Below are 19,771 nucleotides of genomic sequence, written 5' to 3'. Positions count from 1 at the left end.
ACCTCCATGCGGGTGGATCGACGGGCGGCGCTGGCGCTGGGCGGCGGCGTGGTGGCCGTCGGGGCCCTGGCGGCGGTCGGGGTCGCCGTCCGCAGCCCGTACGCCCCCGCACCGGAGCTGCCGGTCGGCAGCTGGGACCCGGGCCCCGCCGCCGGGACGTACGACCTCGGCGGGCACCGGGTGGAGCTGGGCGGGCCCGGCGGGCCGCGGCCCGGGCAGTTCCGGGTGCTGCGTGGCACCACCCCGGTCTGGTGGGCCCGCGACGGGGTGATCGCGGCCGGGCGCGGGGCCCTGGAGTGGTCCGACGCCCACGGCCACTTCAGCGACCGCCGGCGGCTCGCCACGCTGTGGACCGAGGCCCGCTGCGAACAGGTGGCGGCCGTCGGCACCGACACCCTGCGGCTCATCGGCAGGTTCGTCCGGCCGCACCGGGACGCCGGCGCGGAACCGGTCTGGACGCTGGTGCTGGTCTCCCGGGGCGACACCCTCGAGGTCGAGGTGTCCGTGCCGGCCGCCGACGTGGTGCTGCTGCGCTCCGGCCTGGCCGCCGACGAGGCGGTGCACGGGCTGGGGGCACAGTTCACCGGCTTCGACCTGCGCGGCCGGGACCTCGTGCTCGTCACCCGGGAGCAGGGCGTGGGTCGGGGCAAGCAGCCGGTCACCGTGGTGGTCGAGAAGGCCCGGGGCGCCGGCGGGTCACCGACCACGACGTACGCCCCGATGCCGACCCTGGTGACGGCGGGGCTGCGCCGGCTGGACTGGGACCAGGACCGGGTGGCCGAGGCCGACCTGCGCGGCGGCCGGCTCGACCTGTCGGTCTGGGACGCCCGGATCACCGCCCGTTGGCGCACCGGCGCGGGCCCGCGCGAGCTGGTCCGTACGCCGCACGACGGCCTGCCGGGCTGGACCGGCACCGGGGCGGTGGTGGCGGCCCAGGGCGGGTCGGCCGAGGTGCGCCGCAAGCTCGCGGCGCTGGACGGCGCGGCCGTCTGCGCGGTGTGGATCCAGGACTGGGTGGGCCAGCGGACCACCGGCTTCGGCAGCCGGCTGTGGTGGACCTGGGAGCTGGACCGGCGTCGCTACCCCGACTGGGAGCAGCTGGTCGCCGAGCTCGGCGCCCGCGGCATCCGGGTGCTGACCTACATCAACCCGTTCGTGGTCGACCCCGGGGAGAAGCCCGGTGGGGTGCGCCGCGACCTCTACCACGAGGCACTGGAGCGCGGGTTCCTGGTGGGGCACCCCGACGGCGGGCCGTACCTGCTCGACCAGGACGGCTTCATGGCGGCGATGGTCGACCTGACGAACCCGGCGGCGTACGCGTGGTACGGCCAGGTGATCGGCGCCATGCCGCGCACCGGCGGCTGGATGGCCGACTTCGGGGAGTCACTGCCGTTCGACGCGGTGCTGCACGACGGCGACCCCCGGGAGCTGCACAACCGCTGGCCGGTGCTGTGGGAGCAGCTCTGCGCGTCGGTGCGCGGGGCCGACGAGTTCGTCTTCCACCGCTCGGCGTGGCGCGGGTCGCGAGCCGCACACTGGGCCGGGGACCAGCTGACCTCCTGGGACGCGTACGACGGGATGGCCTCGGCGCTGCTCGGCATGCTCGCCGGCGGGGTGAGCGGCCTGCCGCTGATGCACGCCGATGCGGGTGGCTACACCTCGCTGCCGCAGCCGGTGATCCGGGCCCACCGCGACACCGAGCTGCTGCTGCGGTGGTGCGAGTGGTGCGTGTGGTCACCGGTGCTGCGTACCCACGAGGGCAACCGGCCCGACGAGAACGCCCAGGTGTGGGACGCCGGGGCCGCCCCGGCCTTCGTCCAACAGACCCGGGTGTTCCGGGAACTGGCGCCGTACCGGGCCGGCGTCGTCGCCGACGACCTGCCGGCGATCCGGCACTGCTGGGTCGAGGTGCCCGGCACCGAGGCGGCCCGCCGCGACGACCAGTACTTCTTCGGGCCGAGCTTCCTGGTCGCGCCGGTGCTGGAGCCCGGCGTCACCGGCCGCGAGGTGGCGCTGCCCCCGGGGCGCTGGGTGCTGGTGTGGACCGGGGAGGAGTACGCCGGCGACCGGGTCGTCCGGGTCCGCTCGCTGATCGGCCAGCCGCCGGTCTTCCACCGGGCCGAGGACGCCACCGCCGCGGACCTCTCGCGGCGGATCCGGGCGCTCTGAGCCGGCCCGGGACCGGTCGAGGCACGGCGGACATCGGCCCCGACGCCCGGTTGAGCGACGCCCGGGCGGGCGCCGCTCAACACTGGATCCGACAGATCTCCGGGTGACTACCGGACAGCGACCGATGACCTGTGCAGTCCACGCTCGCCCGGCCGGACGACACGTTTGAGGTCCACTGCCCCCGTCGGGTCACCCAGTGCGTCAGCCACCTCGTCCAGGCCATAGCGACCGGTGACCAGCGCATCGAGCTGCACCAGCCCCGATGCCACCAGCCGGATGCCGATCGGCCAGGTGCCGGTGTAGCGGAAGATGCCGGTGACCTTCAGCTCCCGGCCCGTGACCACACCGACCGGAAGCGGCAGGATGTCCTCGCCCATGCCGACCAGGACGACGGTGCCGGCCGGCTTCACCTGCCTGATGCCGGAGACGATGGCCGGGTTGACACCCGAGCAGTCGATGAACGTGTCAGCCGCAACCGCCAGGTACTCCTCCGAACCGGGCACCACCACACGGGTCGCACCGTGCCTGAGGGCGATCTCCTGGCGCGTCGGGTTCGGCTCGCTGATCACCACATCGGTCGCCCCGAAGGCCCGGGCCGCCTGGGCGGTGATGATGCCGATCGGACCGCCCCCGGCGATCAGGACGGTCGCCCCGGGCCCGATCTCCGCCTTCTGAACGGCAGCGATGCCCACCGACAACGGCTCGAGCAGGGCTGCGGCGTCGTCACTGATCGTCTCCGGGACGACATGGGCGAACTTGCTCTGGATCGTCACGTAGTCACAGAACGCACCGTCGACGGGCGGGGTGGCGTAGAACTCCATCTTCGGGCAGAGGTTGTAACGTCCCGACAGGCAGTACTCGCACACTCCGCACGAGCGCTGCGGTTCGACCGCCACCCGCTGGCCGACACGACCCGGGTCGACGTCCGACCCGACCGCCACGATGGTGCCGCTCAGCTCGTGGCCGAGCACAATCGGTTCCTTGACGATGAAGTCGGCGATCCGCCCGTGTTTGAAATAGTGGACATCGGAGCCACAGACTCCGACACTCGCGACCTTGACCAGCACTTCGTCGGGTGCGGGTTGCGGGGTGGGGCGTTCCTCGAGGTCTTCGACGCCGACCTCCTTCATGACGCTGGCCCACATGGTCGGGGCAATCCTGAAAGACATGGTCCTCCTTCCGAGAGATCCGTTGGCCTGAACGCGGCGAGTGCTACTTGATCAGGTTGGACTTCTTGTACATGTCGATGTACTGGGCGACGTTCGAGGAGTCGACGACAGGGGCGTCGATGTTCTTGTCGATCTGCTTCTGGGCGCCGGTGAGCAGGTCGTGCACGCTCTGGATGTTGAGCTTGGCGAGATCGATGGCGGACTGGAGTGTCGTGGCCGACATCTTCCCGCTCTGGATGAGCAGGCAGGCCTCCGGAGTGCCGTCGGTGCCGTAGGCGAACAGCTTCCCCATCGACGGCTTGTTCCCGACCGCCTCGAGGGCGCCGGCACACATGTTGTCGTTCATGGAGCAGATGGCGTCGATCTGAGGATTGGCGGTCATCCAGTCCTCCATGAGCTTCATGCCCTCGTCCTTGTTCCAGTTCGCGATCTGTTCGCCGACGATCTTCACGTCGGGGCGCTTGTCGAAGAACTCCGCCTGCCATGCCTTGCGGCGCTCGATGGCGTGGAAGTTTCCGGCCGGACCGTTCAGGACGACGACCTTGCCGCCCTTGGGCACATCCGCCAGCGCCTTCTTCGCCACGCCGGCGCCCTGGTCGTACGGGTTCGCGTCGACGGAGGAGGCCCCCGGAATGTTGGCGATGCGGGCGTTCGTGGTGATGGCGATGATGTTGGCCGCCACGACCTTCTCGACGTAGGGCCGCTGCGCCTCGCCGTTGTTGGGCTGGACGATGATGGCATTGAAGCGGTTGGTGATCGCGTTCTCGATGAGGGTGTTCTCGGTGTCGTCGTTCGCCTGACCGTCGAAGACCTCGAGCGACAGGTCGGGGAACTGCCCGGCGGCGTTCTTCATCTCGTTGGCGAGCCAAGCGGCGAAGGAGTCCGACTGTGCCCGGGCGATGTAGGCCACGCGGTACTTGGCGCCGGCGGAGGCGGACCCGGATGAGGAGGTGTTGCGCGAGCATCCGACGAGAACGCCACCGATGCCGAGCATGGCGGTGGCCTTCAGCAGTCCGCGACGAGTGAGATTGGGCGACATTGCCGTGATCCTTTCGATGGGGATGACAGGGGGGCTGGTTCGGGTTCTTCTATTTCTGCAGGGATGGTTCGGGAGGCCGGGGCTGACTGTCCACGGCATCGGCCTTGAGGATGACGTGCGTCCTCTTGGTGCGCTTGCTGCGGATGTCGTACATCACGGCGACGGCGATGATGACACCCTTGGTGATCTGCTGCACGTACGACTGGACGCCGACCAGATTCATGATGTTGTTCAGCAGACCGATGATGAAGGCGCCGGCCAGGGTCCCGAGCGTCGTTCCGACACCGCCGGTGAAACTGGTGCCACCGACGACTGCTGAGGTCAGCCCCTCCATCTCGTAGCCGACCGCCCCATTGGGGAGGCCCGCATTGACGCGGCTCATGAAGAGCACACCGGCCACCCCGACGAAGATGCCGTTGAGGATGAATGCCTGGTACTTCGTCCTGCGTACGTTGATACCTGAGGCGCGCGCGGCCAGCTCATTGCCACCGATGGCGTACAGGGCCCGCCCGTATTTTGTCTGGGTCATGAGATAACCGGTCACCGCGACGGCGACGATCAGGAAGAGGACCGGAATGGGGACGGGCCCCAAGGATCCCTGGCCCAGGACGGTGAAATTGCCGAGCTGGAGGATGTTCTGACCGTGTGTGTAGAGCAGCACGGCACCGCGTGCCACCATCCCGACCGCCAGGGTGGCGATGAAGGGTGGGACCTCGAAATCGGCGGTCATCACCGCACTGATGAGGTTGCAGATCACGCCCACGACGATGCCCACGACCAGCGCCAGGACGATGCTGTGCGTCGACTTGTAGGCGACCACCGACAGGACTCCGGCCAGGGCCAGCACGGACCCGGCGGACAGATCGATCATCCCGCAGATGATGAGCATCATCTCGCCGAAGGCGAGGATGGTCGTCACCGTGAGCTGCCGCGGAATGTTCGTCATATTCTCGGGGGTGAGAAAATTCGGGCTCAGGAACGAGCTGCCGATGAACATCGCCAGCAGAATCAGGTAGATCGAGTACCGACTCAGGTTGAGTTTGCGAAGCTTCATGACGATTCACCTTGAACGATTTCCGGGATCTGGTTCATTGCATATGCGAGGATGCGCTCCTGGCTGAACTCCGCACGGGGGATCTCGCCGGTCAGCCGACCGGCTGACATGACGTAGATGCGATCACACATCCCGATGAGCTCAGGCAGTTCGGAGGAGACCATGAGCAACCCCTTGCCCTCCTGGGCCAATTTCGTCATCAGTCGATAGATCTCGAACTTGGCCCCGACGTCGATACCGCGGGTGGGCTCGTCCAGCAGGAGCACCTCCGGGTCGGCGAGCAACCACTTGGCCAACAGCACTTTCTGTTGGTTGCCACCGCTCAGCGACTGGATCGGAGTCTCCAGACCGGGCGCCTTGACGGCCATGGCCGTGAAGTACTCCGTCACCAATGCGTCCTCCTCACGGGGGTGGGCGCGGCCCCCGTGGATCACCTTCTGCAGGCTCGCCAGGGTGGCGTTCCTCTTGATGGACAGGATCGGCACGATGCCCATCAGCCGGCGGTCCTCGGACAACAGGGCCAGACCGTTGCGGATGGCCTGTTGGGGATTCGAGATGGTCACGTCCTTGCCGTTGACCCGGACAACACCGCCGTCGAGGGGGTCGAGACCGAAGATCGACTGGATCGTCTCGCTGCGCCCGGCCCCCACCAGACCCGCGAGGCCGACGATCTCCCCGGCCCGTACGTGCAGGTTGATGTCGGTGAAGGTGTGCTCGCGGTGGAGGTCGGACACCTTCAGCACGACGTCCCCGAGCGGCACCTCCTCCTTGGGGTACTGGTTCTCCAGCTTGCGACCGACCATCCGTGCGATGACCTCGTCGAGGTCCAGTTCTGCGGCAGGATCGGTACTGACCACCTGGCCGTCCCGCAGAATCGTGATGTCGTCGGCGATGCGGAACACCTCGTCCATCTTGTGGGAGATGTAGATGATCGCCACGCCCCTGCTCCGCAGGACCTCGATCTTCCTGAACAGGTTCTCGACGTCCTGGTGGGCGATCGCGGAGGTCGGTTCATCCATGATCAGGACATCCGCCTTGTGGTAGATGGCCCGCTCGATCTCGAGCATCTGGATGTCGGACACCGTCAGGGTGGACAGCTTCTGGTCCACGCTGTACGGGAGGCCTTCGCGATCGATGATCTGGCGGGCTTCGCTCCTGATGAACTTCCAGTCGACCCGACCGGCCTTCATCGGCAGCCGGCCCAGGAAGAAGTTCTCCGCGATCGTCATCTGCGGGACGTAGTTCAGTTCCTGGGCGATCATGGCGATGCCCAGAGCATGCGCCTGGATGGGTGACTTGACCTTGATCGGTTTCTCATCGAGGTAGATCTCACCGGCATCCGGCTGGTACAGGCCGTTGATGATCTTCATCAGGGTGGACTTTCCGGCACCGTTCTCGCCACAGAGGGCGTGCACCGTGCCCGGACGGACGGCGAAACTGACGTTCCGCAGCGCCTTGAGGCCGGGGAAGGACTTCTCAACGCCTTCGACCCGCAATCTGAAGTCGCTCATGACGTCGACCCTTTCTTCACGTTCGGGGCAGCCCGGGCTGACCGGTCAGGAGTGGCGCATGGCCACAAGGTGGGAAAGCTCCGCATAGCGCGCCTGGATCGAGGGGTCGTGGTCGCCCACGAACCGAGAAGCGAGCCTCGGCGTCCATTCAGGTGGCTGTGGTGTCCCCGCGAGCGCCCAGGCGGCCTGCCGAGCCGCCCCGTCGGCCACGTATTCCCCGCGTTCCGGAACAATCACCGGCAGATCCACCACCGACGGGGCGATGTGCCGTACTGCTTCGCCCTGGGCGCCGCCGCCGATGAGATGGATCTCCGACACCGGCACGCCGATCGCCCGCAGCGCCCGGATCCCCTCGCCGACCCCGCAGAGCATCCCTTCGACCGCTGCCCTCGCGATGTTGGCGGGCGTCAGGTTCGAGAGCCGAATGCCGTGCAGCGCGCCCGTCGCGTTCGGCAGGTTCGGCGTCCGCTCCCCTTCGAGATACGGGATGCAGACGAGCCCTTCGGCGCCGGGCGGAGCCGACAATGCCAGCGAGCTGAAATGCGCATGATCGACATCGAGCAGATCGGCGTAGACGTCGAGGACCCGCGACGCATTGAGCGTGCAGACCAGGGGCAGGAACCGGCCGGTGGCATCGGCGAAGCCCGTGACGATACCGGAGGGGTCATGTGTCGGCAGCTCGCTGACCAGGGAGACGACTCCCGAGGTCCCCAGCGACATGGCGACCTGACCCGGCCGGAGATCAAGTCCGAACGCCGCGCCGGCATTGTCCCCGCACCCTGGTCCCAGGATCATCTCCCGGCCGTCGATCACCACGGTCGCCATGCGTTCGCAGGGCCCCAGGACCTTCGGCAGCTGCAGGGGACGGTCCGAACCGGTCGCCGCCGCGATGATGTCCGGGCAATAGATGTTCTCGACCGGGTCGAAATACCCGGTCCCGGACGCGTCCGATCGATCAGTGGCGAGGGCCTCCAGGCCGGCCTCGTTCATCAGCTTCCAGCTGAGCCAGTCGTGCGGCAGGGCAACGGCCGCCGTCCGCGCCAGGTTCTCCGGCTCATGTTCCGCCAACCACCGCAACTTGGTCACCGTGATGGAGGCGACGGGCACCACACCCGTACGATCCGCCCACACCTGGCGACCGCGGTCCTCGTCCCCGTCACCGAATTCCCGGACGAGATCAGCAGCGGCCCGGCCCGATCGGGTGTCGTTCCACAGGATCGCGTTGCGGACGACAGTGCCGTCCTCGTCCAACGTCACCATGCCGTGCTGTTGACCGCCGACGGAGATGGCCTTGACGTCCTCCAGACCTCCCGCCTGGCGGATCGCCTCTCGGAAGGCCCGTAGCCAGACCTCAGGGTCGACTTCGGTCCCGGTTGCGTGTCGGGCGGCGCCCGACCGAACGAGAGCGCCGGTGTCGGCGTCCCGGATCATCACCTTGCAGGACTGGGTCGACGAATCGACACCGGCCACGAGTTTCCGCGTCATGGATGAAGGCCTCCGGTTCAACAACTTTGTTGCTTCCTGAAATCTACGAAGTCCTGCCCGGGGCTGTCAAGACATCAAGTCCCAGCGTGACAGTGATCACGACCGGAGTGTCGGCAGATCCGGCCAGCCATCAGTGATCGGACGACGCAGATCAAAGTGTCCTCGGCAACAAAGTTGCTAGGATGCAGGCCACAGCTCTCGCCCGGAGGCTGGCTCGAGGAAGAGGGGGTTGTGTGAGCGAGTTCGACACGACCGCGCTGTCGCCCGGCGGTTCGGGCGCGCGGGCCAACAACATGCGGGCCCACAACCTCTCGGTGCTGGCCCAGGCTGTCGCCGACGGCCCGGTGCCGCTGTCACGCGCCGAGCTCGCCCACGCCACCGGCCTGAACCGCTCGACGGTCACTCGGTTGGTCGAGCAGCTGCTGGGCGACGGCATCGTCATCGAGGGGGACCTCAGGGCGGCGACGAGCGGCCGCCCCGCCGTTCCGCTCCATCCGGCGCGTCACACCCACGTCGCGCTGGGGGCCGAGATCAGCGCCGAGTACCTGGAGGTGTGTGTCGTGGACCTCACCGGGAGCATCCTGGTGGAGCGCCGACACGAGTTCACCGTCCAGGTGCCCAAGCGGGCCCGGATGCTGGCGGAGCTGGCCGGCATCATCAACGACCTGGCGGTTCAGGTGGAGCAGGCCGGGATGTCCTTGGTCGGCGTCGCCTGTGGTGTCCCCGGGCTCATCGACCCCTCGACGGGTTATCTGCACACCTCACCTCACCTCGACTGGCACGACGTCGACCTGATCTCGGCGATGACGGAGGCCGGCTGCCGGTTCGAGGTGGGATTCCACAACTCCGCCGGCGTGGCGGCCCATGCCGAGGTGAGAGCACGCCGGCGCGCGAGTCAGGCCGTCAGCGATTTCGTGTATGTCACGGGCTCCAGTGGCATCGGGGCGGCCCTGGTCCGCAACCACCTGGTCGAAGGGGGCGCCCGGGGGTGGGCGGGCGAGCTCGGGCACGTCCTCGTATCGGGGTCCGAGGCCCGATGTTCGTGCGGCGCCCGGGGATGTCTCGAGACCGTCGCAGCGCGATCCGCCATCCTGACCAACGCAGGACTGAGCCCGGATGCACCGATCGGACAGCTGTTCGCGGCGCTTCGCCGGAGTGATCCCAGGGCTCAGGACGCTGTCGCACTGGCCGGTCGTGGGCTGGGGGAGGCCCTCGCCGCCTACCTGAATCTTGTCGATGCTCCGCTGGTCGTGCTCGGTGGCCTGCTCGAGAGGCTCTTCGACAACCTGGGGCCGAAGGTCCACGAGATGATCGGCGCGCGGGTCCTCAGCCATGCATGGGCCCCCGTCGGGGTGGAACCGAGCCTCGCGGGCGCGCACGCCGTGAGCGAGGGCGCCGCTTGGTTGATCCTGAAGGACTTCATCGGTTCCCCGGACCGCTGGTGCCCACCGCCCAGGGGGACCACGCCGTACTACTCGGTGGACCAGACGCCGGAAGTGACTGTCGTATGAGCACGGGGCGGAGGATCCGCCGATCACGGGCAGGCACCTAGACTGGGTGCATGACTCGCAAGGTGAGGCGCTGGAGCGCCGCCGCGGTCGGCGTCGCCCTGGTGGGCGGCGGCCTGATCGTCACCCGTGCGCAGGCCGCCCCGGACCTGCCGGCGCGCTCGGCCGAGCAGTTGCTCGTCGATGTGCAGTCCCCCACCACCCGTACGCTCAGCGGCACCGTGCAGACCAGCACCGATCTGGGCCTGCCGGCCCTGCCGACCACCCAGGGGACCGACACCTCCGGGCTGACCGGGCTGCTCACCGGCGATCACACCGTACGGGTCTGGCTGGACGGCACCGACCGCGGCCGGGTCTCGCTGATCGGGAACAACAGCGAGACCACCATGGTCCGCAACGGCACCGACGTCTGGACGTACGCCAGTGCCGACCGCACCGCCAGCCACACCACGCTGCCGGCGCCGAGCTCCCCCGCCCCGACGCCCGGCACCCCGGCCACCCCGCAACAGGCCGCGCAACAGCTGCTGGCCGCCGTCGAGCCGAGCACCACGGTGACCACCACCGGCACCGCCCGGGTCGCCGGCCGCCCGGTGTACGAGCTCGTCCTCACCCCCGCGGCGCGCGAGAAGACCCTGGTCCGCTCGGCCAGCGTGGCGATCGACGCGCAGACCCACGTGGTGCTGCAGGTGACCGTCGACGCGGTCGACGCGACCCACCACGCGGTGCAGGTCGGCTTCAGCTCGATCGACTACGCCACGCCCGATCCGAAGCTCTTCACCTTCACCGCGCCGGCCGGGACGACGCTGACCGAGAAACCGGCCCCCACCGGCACCGAGCCGGCCCCCACCCCCGGTGGGACCACCGGGCCGGCCCCCACCCCCGGTGGGACCACCGCGACGGCGGAGCGGCCGAAGGTCGTCGGAGACGGCTGGGACACCGTCGTGGTGCAGAAGGTCGGCACCCTGCCCACCGGGTCCGACACCTCGACGCAGACCCAGCAGGCCCAGCAGATGCTCGACGCGCTGCCGAAGGTGAGCGGCTCGTGGGGCAGCGGCCGGCTGCTGCAGGGCACGCTGTTCTCCGCCGTTCTCACCGATGACGGCCGGGTGGCCGTCGGTGCCGTCCCCGCCGACCAGCTGTACGCCGCCCTCGGCTGACCGGTGCCACCCGACACCGCGCTGTCCGCCGACACCGCCGCGATCCGCACCCACGGCCTGACCAAGGACTTCGGCCACCGCCGGGTGGTCGACGCGATCGACCTGGCCGTGCCCCGGGGGGCCGTGTACGGGTTCCTCGGGCCGAACGGGTCGGGCAAGACCACCACCATCCGGATGCTGCTCGGCCTGGCCCGGCCGACCCACGGCGAGATCACCGTGCTCGGCGCCCCGGTGCCCGACCGGGCGGCCCGGGTGCTGGGCCGGGTCGGCGCCCTGGTCGAGGGGCCGGCGTTCCATCCGCAGCTCACCGGGCGGGCCAACCTGGCCCGGCTCGACGCCGCCGACGCCCGCGCCGATCCGCGGACGTCGGCCGCCCGGATCGAGGCGGCGCTCACCCGGGTCGGTCTGCAGCAGGCCCGGGACAAGCGCTACCGGGTCTACTCCCTCGGCATGAAACAGCGGCTCGGGATCGCCGCCGGGCTGCTGGCCCCCCGCGAGCTGCTGATCCTCGACGAGCCGACGAACGGCCTCGACCCGCAGGGCACCCGGGAGGTCCGGCACCTGATCGGATCGCTGGCCGCGGAGGGCATCACCGTCCTGGTGTCCAGCCACCTGCTCTCCGAGATCGAGCAGGTCTGCACCCACCTGGGCGTGATGCGCGAGGGCCGACTGGTCGCCCAGGCCCCGATCGACCAGCTCCGGGACCGCGGCCGGGCCACCCTCCGGCTGGTCACCCCGGACGGCGAGCGGGCGGCCGAGGTGCTGCGTGGTCTCGGCGCGGAGGATGTACGCCTCGCCGGGGACGTGGTGACCGCGACGGCCGGCGACCTGGCGCCCGAGGCGGCGGTCGCCGCGCTGGTGCACGGCGGGGTCGCGGTCCGGGAGTTCGGCGTCCGCGCCGTCTCCTTGGAGGACGTGTTCATCGGGCTGACCGGGGAGGGCTTCGATGTCAGTGGGTGAGGCCGGGCCAGTGGATGCAGCGGGGTCAGCAGATGAGGCGAGGCCGGTGGCCGGTCCCGCGGCCTGGGGGCGGTTGCTCGGCTCGGAACTGCGGCTGGCCCTCGGGCGGCGGCGCAACCAGTTCGGGTTACTGGTGCTCGCCGCCCTGCCGGTGATGATCGCGGTCACCCTCAAGGTCTCCGGTTCCCGGGGCGGGCACGGCCCGGACTTCTTCAGCGCGATCACCTCGAACGGGATCTTCGTCGCCCTCGCCGCCCTGTCGGTGGAGCTGCCCCTGTTCCTGCCGCTCGCCGTCGCGGTCCTGGCGGGGGACGCCATCGCCGGCGAGGCGGGACTCGGCACATTGCGCTACCTGCTGATCGTGCCGGTGCCGCGGACCCGGCTGCTGGTGACCAAGTACGTGGCCCTGGTGATCGGAGCGCTGGAGGGCGTCGTCGTGGTGGCCGGCACCGGCTTGCTGGCCGGGGGCCTGGCGTTCGGCCTGCCACCGATGACGACCCTGTCGGGCACCACCATCGGCATGGCAGAGGCCACCGGACGGTTGGTCCTCGCCGTCCTCTACCTCGCGGCCGGGCTCGCCGCCCTGGCGGCGATCGGGCTGTTCATCTCGACGCTCACCGAACAGCCGATCGTGGCGATGGTCGCCACCACCGGCGTGGCCACCCTGATGTGGATCCTCGACTCGATCCCCCAGCTCGGCTGGCTGCACCCGTGGCTGCTGGTGCACCACTGGCTCGCCTTCGGCGACCTGTTCCGCGACCCTGTCTTCACCGACGGGATCGTCCGGGGGCTGTGGCTGGCGCTGGGCTACGCCGTGGTGTTCCTGGTCGCAGCCCGGACCGTCTTCGTCCACCGCGACATCACCAGCTGACGTCCCCGGTCGGCACGGCGTCCCCGGTCGGGACGACGCCTCCGGTCCGTACGGTCAGGGCTTGATCACCACGACCTGGCCGGTCGCGGCCTCGCAGCGGACCACCTCACCGCGCCGGCAGGTGAACGACAGGTCGGCACGCGAGGTGGGGTCGTACGCCGAGACCGTGAACTGCACGTCGGTCGACGTCGCCTTGCGGACGCTGTCGCGGGTGGCGACAGCCAGTTGGCAGCTCGACCCACCCGCCACGCCGAGCCCCTTCTCACACGTCCGGGCTGCGCCCGGGAGCCGATCGGCGTACGAACCGAAGAGGACCCCGAGCAGCAGCCCGACGAAGATGAGCAGGGCGACGACGAACGGCCAGAGCTTCCTCACCCTGCGAGGATAGCGGCCACCGCCTCCCGGCCCTGGACCGAGCCCTTGGCCGACACGGCGGCCTCGGCGGCACGGCGGCACTGGTCCATGGTCACCGCGGACAGCTGGGCGCCGACGGCCGGCAGGGCCGGCGCGGCGGCCGACAACGAGGTGACCCCCAGGCCGATCAGCACGCAGGCCAGCTGCGGGTCGGCAGCGGCCTCGCCACAGACGCCCACGGACTTGCCGTGGCGCTGGCCGGCCTCGGCGGTGAGCTGGACGAGCTTCAGCACGCCCGGCTGCCAGGGGTCGGTCAGGGTGGCCAGGTACGGTGACATCCGGTCGGCGGCCATCGTGTACTGGGTCAGGTCGTTGGTGCCGATGGAGAAGAACTCGACGTGCTCCAGCACCTGGTCGGCGACCAGCGCGATGGCCGGGACCTCGACCATGATGCCCGGGTACAGGCCACGGTCACGGCACAGCCCGGCGAACCACTCGGCCTCGCCGACGGTGGAGACCATCGGCGCCATCACCCAGGCGTCCACGTCGGCGTCGTTCGCCGCGGCAGCGATCGCGTCGAGCTGGCGGGTGAGGATCTCCGGCTTGTCCAGCGCGATCCGCATGCCGCGGACGCCCAGGGACGGGTTCTCCTCGGGGGGCATGTTGGCGAACGCGAGCGGCTTGTCGGAGCCGGCGTCGAGGGTACGGACGACGACCTTCTTGCCCCGGAAGGCCTCGAAGACCTCGGAGTAGACCTGGATCTGCTCCTCCAGGCTCGGCTCCACCTGCGCGGTGAGGAAGGCCAGCTCGGTGCGGAACAGGCCGACGCCCTCGGCGATCCCGGGGGCCGCGGCCTTGCGGGCGGCCGCACCGTCCTGGACGTTGGCGAGCAACTGGACCCGGTGCCCGTCGGCGGTCCGGGCCGGGCCTTGCCAGGCGCGGATCCGCTCGGCCTTGGCGGCGGCCTCCTGCACCCGGCGGACCGCGTCCTGTACATCCGGGTGGGGGACGATGTCGCCGGTGTCACCGTCGACCAGCAGCGGGGTGCCGTCGGCGATCTCGGCCAGGCGGGCGCCGACCGCCACGATGCAGGGGATGCCCAGCTGGCGGGCGATGATCGCGGTGTGGCTGGTCTTGCCGCCGAGCTGGGTGACCAGGCCGGCGATCACCTCGGGCCGCAGCCCGGCGGTGTCGGCGGGGGCCAGGTCGTCGGCCAGCAGCACCACCGGGGAGTCCGGGTCGGGGACCCCCGGCTCGGGCTCCCCGCGCAGCTCGGCGATCACCCGGTCGCGGACATCCTTCAGGTCGGTGGTCCGCTCGGCCATCAGGCCGCCGATCTTCTCGAACTTCGCGACGAAGGTGTCAGTTGCCTGGACGGCCGCCCAGTCGGCCGGCGCGCCCTGGTCGATCAGCTTGTTGACGGTGCGCTGCCAGCCCTTGTCCGTGGCCAGTGCAGCGGTCGCGGCGAGCACCTCGGAGGCGTGCCCGGTGACCATCCCGGCCCGGCCGGACAGCCGGCTGCCGACCACCGCGGCAGCGGCCGCGAAGCGGTCCTTCTCACCCTGGCGGCCGTCCTCGGCCACCTCGGCGCCCTGGGTCGGCAGCGCCGGCCGGGGACGGACCCACTGGGCGGGTGCATAGCCCACGCCCCCCACGACACCGAGGCCCGCCAGGAGGTCGGTCTCACCCGGGATCTTGGCCGGGAACTGCGCAGCGGTCATGTTTCCTCTTCCTCGAAGCGTGCGGGCATCCCCGGGCACGGGGATGGATGTGCCCATAACGGTACCCGACACATGTTGACATTCCAACATGTTCGGGCATACTTGTCACTAATCGGGCACCCAAACGGGCGCAATCACAGGTTCACGTTTCGTACCACGACACGATACGTGACGCCGTTCGGACGTCCGCGGAGGGGCCCACCGGCGCCCGGTCGGACGCCCCGGTCATCAGACGCCCCGGTCAGACGAAGGAGGACAACGATGTACGCCGAAGAACGTCGTGCCGCGATCGCCGACGAGGCCCGCAACGAGGGCCGCGTCCGGGTCGTCGACCTGGCCGGCCGGTTCGATGTCGCCCCCGAGACGATCCGCCGCGACCTCGACGTCCTGGAGGCCGACGGGGTGCTCAAACGGGTGCACGGCGGCGCGATCCCGGTGATCGGGTTCGACGGTCGGGAGACCACGCTGCCGGAGCGGGAGATCGCCAACGCCGGTGCCAAGCGGGCGATGGCCGAGGCGGCCCTCACGTACGTCCCGCAGCAGGACGGCACCGTCATCCTCGACGCCGGCTCGTCCACCGGGGCCCTCGCCGCGCTGCTCGTCGCCCCCGGGATCACCTTCAACAACCTCACGATCGTCACCGACTCGGTGCCTGCCGCGATGACCCTGTCCGCGGTGCCGCATCACACCGTGCACATCCTCGGCGGCACCGTCCGCGGTGTCACCCAGTCGACGGTCGGCGCCGCCGCCCTGGAGACGCTGGGCCGGTTGCGCGTCGACGTCGCCTTCGTCGGCACCAACGGCATCTCCGGCACCTTCGGCCTGACCACCCCGGACGCCGCCGAGGCCGCCGTGAAGCGGGCGATGATCGCCGCCTCGCGCCGCACCGTGGCGCTGGCCGACCGCTCGAAGTTCGGCCACGACTTCTTCATCAGCTTCGCCGCACTGTCCGACATCGATGTCCTCATCACCGACGGGAGGCCACCGGCCGCCCTCGCCGCAGCCCTGTCCGCCCACGAGACCGAGGTCGTGATCGTATGATCGTCACGTTCACCGCCAACCCGAGCATCGACCGTACGGCCGAGCTCGACGAGCCCCTGCTGCGCGGCGGGGTGAACCGCATCCGCGCGCTCCACGACGGCCCCGGCGGCAAGGGGGTCAACGTCTCCCGGGCGCTGCACCTCGCCGAGGTGGCCTCCGTCGCGGTCCTCCCCTCCCCCACCACCCACCCGATCGTCGCGGCGCTGCGCGAGGCCGGCGTGGACCACCGGCCCATCCCGGTCACCAGCCGGGTCCGGACCAACATCACGCTGTCCGAGGACGACGGCACCACCACCAAGATCAACGAGCCGGGCAGCACCATCGGCCCCGACGGGCTGGTCGTCCTCCGCGACACCCTGGTGGACCTGGCCGCCGACGCCGCCTGGGTCGCCCTGTGCGGCTCCCTGCCGCCGGGCCCCGCAGCCGACTGGTACGCCGACCTCGTCGACGCCCTGCGGCCCACCGGCGCCCGGATCGCCGTCGACACCTCCGACGCCCCGCTGCAGGCGCTGGCCGACCGGCTGCCCGGGTCCGCCCCCGACCTGCTGAAGCCGAACGCGTTCGAGCTGGCCCTGCTCACCGGTGCCGACGGTGACCGGCTGGAGCAGGCGGCCGCACAGGGTGACTTCGGCCCCACCGTCCGCGCCGCCCGCGCCCTTGTCGACCGCGGCGTCACGTACGTCCTGGCCACCCTCGGGGCCGCCGGCGCGGTGCTCGCCTGCGCCGACGGCGCCTGGACCGCCACCCCGCCCCCGATCGTGCCGATCAGCACGGTCGGCGCCGGCGACTCCTCCCTCGCCGGCTTCCTCCTCGCCCACGTCCGCGGCGACGCCCCGGCCGACTGCCTCCGCCACGCCGTGGCGTACGGGTCGGGCGCCACCGCACTCCCCGGGACCACGGTCCCCCGCCCCGACCAGACCACCCCCCACAGCGCCACCGTCGCCGTGTACACCCGGTAAGGAACCACCCACCATGTCTGACCTCATCACCCCGGAGTTGGTGACCCTCGACGCGGCCATCGGCGCCACGAAGGACGACGTCATCCGATCCCTCGCCGCCCTGGTGGCGGCCGCCGGTCGGGCGACCTCCGCCGAGGGGCTCGCCGACGACGCCCTCGACCGCGAGGCCAAGGCCGCCACCGGCCTGCCCGGCGGCATCGCCATCCCGCACTGCCGCTCCGCCCACGTCACCACCGGGTCGCTGGCCTTCGCCCGGCTGCGTCCCCCGGTCGACTTCGGCGACAAGGAGGGCGGCGCCGACCTCGTCTTCCTGATCGCCGCCGCCGCGGGCGAGGGCCAGGAGCACCTGAAGCTGCTCTCGAAGCTCGCCCGGGCCCTGGTCCGCAAGGACTTCGTCGCCGCCCTGCGCGCGGCCCGGACACCCGAGGAGGTCGTCGGACTGGTCAACGACGTGGTCAGCCCACCGGCCAGGGCGGCCGCACCCGCCACCGTGGCCGGCGCCGCCCCGGCCGCCACCACCGCGACCCCCGCCGGTCCCCGCAAGCTGGTGGCGGTCACCGCCTGCCCGACCGGCATCGCCCACACCTACATGGCCGCCGACTCGCTCGCCCAGGCCGCCACCGAGCTCGGCTACGAGATGCAGGTGGAGACCCAGGGCTCCTCGAGCTTCACCGCCCTGCCCCGTGAGGTGATCGAGCAGGCCGACGCGGTGATCTTCGCCACCGATGTCGGTGTCCGGGACCGCGACCGGTTCGCCGGTAAGCCCGGCGCCGAGTCCGGCGTCAAGGCGGGCATCTCCGACCCCAAAGGCCTGATCACCAAGGCGCTCGCCGCAGCCGACGACCCGAACGGCCACCGGATCGCCGGTGGCGGCACGGCCGAGAGCTCCGGTACGGACACCGGCAACCTCGGCTGGGGCAAGCGGATCCAGCAGGCGCTGATGACCGGTGTGTCGTACATGATCCCGTTCGTCGCGGCCGGCGGTCTGCTGATCGCCCTGGGCTTCCTCTTCGGCGGCTACCAGATCGCCCTCGGCACCACCGCCAAGGACATCATGGCCAACAACACACTGCTGGACCTGCCCCCGGGCGGTCTGTTGCAGTACATCGGCGTGGTGCTGTTCACCATCGGCGGGGCCGCCTTCGGCTTCCTGGTCCCGGCTCTGTCCGGCTACATCGCGTACGCGCTGGCCGGCCGACCCGGCATCGCCCCCGGTTTCGTCGGCGGCACGATCGCCGTCGCCGTCGGCGCCGGGTTCATCGGCGGCCTGGTGACCGGTCTGGTCGCCGGCTTCATCGCGATGTGGATCGGCTCCTTCAAGGCACCCCGCTGGCTCGCCGGCCTGATGCCGGTGGTGATCATCCCGCTGCTGACCACCCTGATCACCGGCGCACTGATGTACCTGCTGCTCGGCCGCCCGCTGGCGATGCTGACCACGGCGCTGGGCAACTGGCTCACCGGGATGTCCTCCGGCGGCACGATCGTGCTCGGCATCGTCCTCGGGCTGATGATGTGCTTCGACCTCGGTGGCCCGGTCAACAAGGCCGCCTACCTCTTCGCCACCGCGGGCCTGTCCGCCCAGACCGAGGCCTCGTACATGATCATGGCCGCCGTGATGGCCTCCGGCATGGTCCCGCCGCTGGCGATGGCGCTGGCCACCACCGTCCGCAAGAAGCTGTTCACCGAGGCCGAGCTGGAGAACGGCCGGGCGGCCTGGCTGCTGGGAGCCTCGTTCATCTCCGAGGGGGCCATCCCGTTCGCCGCCGCGGACCCGTTCCGGGTGATCCCGTCCATGATGGCCGGCGGGGCGCTCACCGGCGCGCTGTCGATGGCCTTCCACGTCACCCTCCGGGCACCCCACGGCGGCATCTTCGTCTTCTTCGCGATCGACCCGATCCTGGGCTTCCTGGTGGCCCTCGCAGCCGGCATGGTGCTCGGTGCCTTCCTGGTGATCGTGCTGAAGAGCGTCGGGCGACGCAACGTCGCCGTAGAAGCCACCCCCGCCGCCGTCGCCGCCTGAGCGCCCAGTAGTCTGAACCGCACCGATCACGAAGGAGGATCCCATGCCGTCCACCAAGGTCATCGTCGGCTCCGCAGTGGGCCTGCACGCCCGCCCGGCCTCGATCATCGCCGAGGCCGCCTCGGCCTACGACGACGAGATCCTGATCTCGCTCGCCGACGATCCGGACGAGGAGCCCGCTGACGCCAGCTCGTCCCTGCTGATCATGGCGCTCGGCGCCTCGAAGGGCCGCGAGGTCATCGTCGAGTCGGAGAACGAGGAGGCGATGAACAAGATCGCCGGCCTCGTCGCCCAGGACCTCGACGTCTGAGCGCAAGCCGCGCAAACCGGACCGACGGGCCCCGGTCACCCCTCCGGGTGACCGGGGCCCGCGTCTGTCGTACGGGGCCTTACCGGTCGTACGAGCGGTCAGCAGCCGGCGACCGGCGCCACGTGCGGGTCGGGCAGCGCCCGCATGCCCACCGTGGCCGGCTGGCCCGGGGCGCTCCAGCCGCCGGCCAGCAGGACGTCCCCGGCGCTGTCGCGCAGCACGGCGGTCGGGGCGCCGAACGGGGTGGTCTCCAACCGGTCGTCGGACGGCGCGCGGGAGGTCACCGCGACCGTCACCACCCCGGCCGAGGTGACCGCGGCGGTGCCGGCGGTGGCCAGCGCCGGCCCCAGGCCGGAGCCGGTGTCCCGCAGCCCCGGCGCCGGGGCCGCCCGCGGGACGTCCGGTCGGGTGGTCCGGGCCAGGTCCGGCGCGTCGGTGGGCCC

The 19,771-nt window shown here is 70.6% G+C and carries 17 protein-coding genes; 9 read left to right on the top strand and 8 right to left on the bottom strand.

Going from position 1 to position 19,771, the window contains the following annotated elements; genetic code table 11:
- Window positions 1-6 precede the first annotated feature (6 nt).
- A complete protein-coding gene (locus VB059_RS05905; RefSeq protein ID WP_323421100.1) occupies window positions 7-2,169 on the top strand; it encodes a TIM-barrel domain-containing protein in 2,163 nt (720 codons plus the stop codon).
- A 107-nt stretch (window positions 2,170-2,276) separates the two neighbouring features.
- On the opposite strand, the gene VB059_RS05900 is transcribed toward VB059_RS05905, so the two are convergent.
- The 5 genes from VB059_RS05900 to VB059_RS05880 are packed head-to-tail and all read right to left on the bottom strand — an operon-like array spanning window position 2,277 to window position 8,427.
- Complete coding sequence (locus VB059_RS05900) at window positions 2,277-3,338, bottom strand: NAD(P)-dependent alcohol dehydrogenase (protein WP_323421099.1); 1,062 nt, start codon at window positions 3,336-3,338, stop codon at window positions 2,277-2,279.
- A 43-nt stretch (window positions 3,339-3,381) separates the two neighbouring features.
- Window positions 3,382-4,377: a sugar ABC transporter substrate-binding protein gene (locus VB059_RS05895; protein ID WP_323421098.1), complete on the bottom strand. Its 996-nt coding sequence runs from the start codon at window positions 4,375-4,377 to the stop codon at window positions 3,382-3,384.
- 49 nt (window positions 4,378-4,426) lie between these two features.
- Entirely contained in the window at window positions 4,427-5,431 is a 1,005-nt protein-coding gene (locus VB059_RS05890) for an ABC transporter permease (protein WP_323421097.1), read from the bottom strand.
- Window positions 5,428-6,942 carry a sugar ABC transporter ATP-binding protein gene (locus VB059_RS05885; protein WP_323421096.1) on the bottom strand — a complete coding sequence of 505 codons (1,515 nt, stop codon included), beginning with the start codon at window positions 6,940-6,942 and terminating at the stop codon, window positions 5,428-5,430. Before VB059_RS05885 ends, VB059_RS05890 begins: the two co-directional genes overlap by 4 nt.
- Window positions 6,943-6,987: 45 nt before the next feature.
- Window positions 6,988-8,427 carry a xylulokinase gene (locus tag VB059_RS05880; RefSeq protein WP_323421095.1) on the bottom strand — a complete coding sequence of 480 codons (1,440 nt, stop codon included), beginning with the start codon at window positions 8,425-8,427 and terminating at the stop codon, window positions 6,988-6,990.
- A 233-nt stretch (window positions 8,428-8,660) separates the two neighbouring features.
- Between VB059_RS05880 and VB059_RS05875 the strand changes: the two genes are divergently transcribed.
- Genes VB059_RS05875 through VB059_RS05860 form a run of 4 tightly spaced genes read left to right on the top strand, consistent with a single transcriptional unit; the run spans window position 8,661 to window position 12,923 of the window.
- Window positions 8,661-9,938, top strand: coding sequence for an ROK family protein (locus VB059_RS05875; RefSeq protein ID WP_323421094.1), 1,278 nt, complete (start codon window positions 8,661-8,663; stop codon window positions 9,936-9,938).
- Between the two features lie 50 nt (window positions 9,939-9,988).
- Window positions 9,989-11,092, top strand: coding sequence for a hypothetical protein (locus tag VB059_RS05870; protein WP_323421093.1), 1,104 nt, complete (start codon window positions 9,989-9,991; stop codon window positions 11,090-11,092).
- A 3-nt stretch (window positions 11,093-11,095) separates the two neighbouring features.
- On the top strand, window positions 11,096-12,052 hold the full coding sequence (locus tag VB059_RS05865) for an ABC transporter ATP-binding protein (RefSeq protein ID WP_323421092.1): 957 nt from the start codon (window positions 11,096-11,098) through the stop codon (window positions 12,050-12,052).
- Window positions 12,053-12,098: 46 nt separating this feature from the next.
- Window positions 12,099-12,923, top strand: a complete 825-nt coding sequence (locus VB059_RS05860) for an ABC transporter permease (protein ID WP_323421091.1) — start codon at window positions 12,099-12,101, stop codon at window positions 12,921-12,923.
- A gap of 54 nt (window positions 12,924-12,977) precedes the next feature.
- Here VB059_RS05860 and VB059_RS05855 read toward each other — a convergent pair whose 3' ends face one another.
- Both VB059_RS05855 and ptsP read right to left on the bottom strand, forming a co-directional pair.
- On the bottom strand, window positions 12,978-13,298 hold the full coding sequence (locus VB059_RS05855) for a hypothetical protein (RefSeq protein ID WP_323421090.1): 321 nt from the start codon (window positions 13,296-13,298) through the stop codon (window positions 12,978-12,980).
- Window positions 13,295-14,998 (bottom strand): phosphoenolpyruvate--protein phosphotransferase, encoded by a 1,704-nt coding sequence (gene ptsP, locus VB059_RS05850; RefSeq protein WP_323421089.1) that lies wholly within the window; start codon window positions 14,996-14,998, stop codon window positions 13,295-13,297. The genes VB059_RS05855 and ptsP overlap by 4 nt, the downstream gene beginning before the upstream one ends.
- Before the next feature lie 261 nt (window positions 14,999-15,259).
- Here ptsP and VB059_RS05845 point away from each other — a divergent pair, with 261 nt between their 5' ends.
- From VB059_RS05845 to VB059_RS05830, 4 genes are read left to right on the top strand one after another with little or no spacing between them, the layout of a single operon-like run.
- The gene (locus tag VB059_RS05845) at window positions 15,260-16,039 is read left to right on the top strand and encodes a DeoR/GlpR family DNA-binding transcription regulator (RefSeq protein WP_323421088.1); all 780 of its coding nucleotides are present in this window, start codon (window positions 15,260-15,262) and stop codon (window positions 16,037-16,039) included.
- Complete coding sequence (locus VB059_RS05840; RefSeq protein ID WP_323421087.1) at window positions 16,036-16,998, top strand: 1-phosphofructokinase family hexose kinase; 963 nt, start codon at window positions 16,036-16,038, stop codon at window positions 16,996-16,998. Before VB059_RS05845 ends, VB059_RS05840 begins: the two co-directional genes overlap by 4 nt.
- Window positions 16,999-17,011: 13 nt before the next feature.
- Window positions 17,012-19,018: a fructose-specific PTS transporter subunit EIIC gene (locus tag VB059_RS05835; protein WP_323421086.1), complete on the top strand. Its 2,007-nt coding sequence runs from the start codon at window positions 17,012-17,014 to the stop codon at window positions 19,016-19,018.
- Window positions 19,019-19,061: 43 nt separating this feature from the next.
- Window positions 19,062-19,328: an HPr family phosphocarrier protein gene (locus VB059_RS05830; protein WP_323421085.1), complete on the top strand. Its 267-nt coding sequence runs from the start codon at window positions 19,062-19,064 to the stop codon at window positions 19,326-19,328.
- Between the two features lie 98 nt (window positions 19,329-19,426).
- Here the strand turns inward: VB059_RS05830 and VB059_RS05825 are convergent.
- Window positions 19,427-19,771, bottom strand: a 345-nt coding sequence (locus VB059_RS05825; protein ID WP_323421084.1) for a hypothetical protein, incomplete at its 5' end; no start/stop codon positions are given.

Origin of the sequence: Raineyella sp. (genome assembly GCF_034933565.1) — a bacterium.
Classification (GTDB): domain Bacteria; phylum Actinomycetota; class Actinomycetes; order Propionibacteriales; family Propionibacteriaceae; genus Raineyella.
The sequence above is the reverse complement of the archived record's forward strand: the minus strand, read 5'-3'. Positions and strand labels throughout refer to the sequence as shown.

Bases quoted from the DNA above. Each gene is read 5' to 3' on its own strand.
- VB059_RS05890 (WP_323421097.1), bottom strand. From the start codon at position 5,431: ATGAAGCTTCGCAAACTCAACCTGAGTCGGTACTCGATCTACCTGATT.
- VB059_RS05885 (WP_323421096.1), bottom strand. From the start codon at position 6,942: ATGAGCGACTTCAGATTGCGGGTCGAAGGCGTTGAGAAGTCCTTCCCC.
- VB059_RS05830 (WP_323421085.1), top strand. From the start codon at position 19,062: ATGCCGTCCACCAAGGTCATCGTCGGCTCCGCAGTGGGCCTGCACGCC.
- VB059_RS05870 (WP_323421093.1), top strand. From the start codon at position 9,989: ATGACTCGCAAGGTGAGGCGCTGGAGCGCCGCCGCGGTCGGCGTCGCC.
- VB059_RS05840 (WP_323421087.1), top strand. From the start codon at position 16,036: ATGATCGTCACGTTCACCGCCAACCCGAGCATCGACCGTACGGCCGAG.
- VB059_RS05835 (WP_323421086.1), top strand. From the start codon at position 17,012: ATGTCTGACCTCATCACCCCGGAGTTGGTGACCCTCGACGCGGCCATC.
- VB059_RS05900 (WP_323421099.1), bottom strand. From the start codon at position 3,338: ATGTCTTTCAGGATTGCCCCGACCATGTGGGCCAGCGTCATGAAGGAG.
- VB059_RS05905 (WP_323421100.1), top strand. From the start codon at position 7: ATGCGGGTGGATCGACGGGCGGCGCTGGCGCTGGGCGGCGGCGTGGTG.
- VB059_RS05880 (WP_323421095.1), bottom strand. From the start codon at position 8,427: ATGACGCGGAAACTCGTGGCCGGTGTCGATTCGTCGACCCAGTCCTGC.
- VB059_RS05895 (WP_323421098.1), bottom strand. From the start codon at position 4,377: ATGTCGCCCAATCTCACTCGTCGCGGACTGCTGAAGGCCACCGCCATG.
- VB059_RS05845 (WP_323421088.1), top strand. From the start codon at position 15,260: ATGTACGCCGAAGAACGTCGTGCCGCGATCGCCGACGAGGCCCGCAAC.
- ptsP (WP_323421089.1), bottom strand. From the start codon at position 14,998: ATGACCGCTGCGCAGTTCCCGGCCAAGATCCCGGGTGAGACCGACCTC.